Origin of the sequence: Shewanella sp. 11B5 (assembly GCF_002836795.1) — a bacterium.
In the GTDB taxonomy this organism is placed as follows: domain Bacteria; phylum Pseudomonadota; class Gammaproteobacteria; order Enterobacterales; family Shewanellaceae; genus Shewanella; species Shewanella frigidimarina.
On sequence record NZ_PJAP01000121.1, the window covers coordinates 1 to 1,228 of the forward strand.

General features: G+C 41.4%; 2 protein-coding genes. Both read right to left on the reverse strand.

All coding sequences use genetic code 11. The features are described from left to right. A partial coding sequence (locus tag CXF78_RS01000) for a transcription termination/antitermination protein NusA (protein WP_145991292.1) occupies window positions 1–647 on the reverse strand: 647 nt, incomplete at its 3' end. A gap of 31 nt (window positions 648–678) precedes the next feature. After that, window positions 679–1,134: a ribosome maturation factor RimP gene (gene rimP / locus CXF78_RS01005; protein ID WP_041413431.1), complete on the reverse strand. Its 456-nt coding sequence runs from the start codon at window positions 1,132–1,134 to the stop codon at window positions 679–681. Window positions 1,135–1,228: the final 94 nt, after the last annotated feature.

A 1,228-nucleotide genomic window follows, 5' to 3' on the forward strand; every position in this document is an offset into this window, starting at 1 on the left:
TCAACCCGAAACAGTTCAATCAACATTTCAGCTTTACTGCGCGTTAAAAATAACTGAGCGCCACGCGCCTCTGGACGTACTGAGTACAATAATGCACGCACACGGTCACCAGGACGGAAAGATTCACGGCTGATTAAGTCTTCTTTAAATAACACGCCATCAGCATTGTTACCTAAATCAACAACTACGCTTTCACGGGTGCTTTTCTTAACAACACCAGTAACAATCTCACCTTCACGTTCAATAAATTGTTCAACAATTTGTGCACGTTCAGCTTCACGTACTTTCTGTACGATAACTTGTTTAGCGGTTTGCGTGGTGATACGGTCAAATGCAACTGAGTCGATTTGATCTTCAATAAACTCACCCACTTGAATCTCTGGTTCTTCATAACGAGCGGCTTCAAACGTAATTTCGCTGTATGGGTTTTCCAGAGCTTCACCTTGATCGTCAACCACCATCCAACGACGGAAAGTGTCGTAATGGCCTGTTTTACGATCAATAGCTACGCGAACTTCAATATCGCCTTCATATTTTTTCTTTGTTGCGGTAGCCAGTGCAATTTCTAGCGCTTCGAAAATTTTCTCGCGCGGAAGGCCTTTCTCATTGGAAACCGCTTCTGCGACTAGCAGGATCTCTTTATTCATTTGGTCTTGCCTCGTTCTTCACCTGAAACTATCAAAACTTAGCTATAACGTTGCCTTTACGGATATTATCCAAAGCAACAATCAAGTCTTTACCATCAACGGTGATAGTGAGCATTTGCCCATCAACACTACTAATGACGCCTTTTAAATTACGACTACCGGCAACAGGCATAGTCAATTGTACTTTTGTTTCTTCACCTATATAAGCTCTATATTGCTCGGCAGTAAATAACGGTCTATCTACGCCAGGTGAAGATACTTCTAATGTGTATTCTGTAGAAATAGGGTCTTCAACATCCATAACTGCGCTAACTTGACGACTGGCTTCTGCACAATCTTCAATATTGATGCCATTCTCGTGATCAATAAACACACGAAGAATTGAGTGACGACCAGCTTGAATATACTCAATGCCCCATAGTTTAAAGCCTAGAGCTTCAACAGGTACTGTTAACATTTCAACTAGCTTGGATTCTATTGTTGCCAAAAATGACCCCCAAAAAAACAAAAAAAGGGCTAATAGCCCCATTGCAACCCGCATCTAACACGGATATTTAAAAGTTCATATAACAAAAAACCCC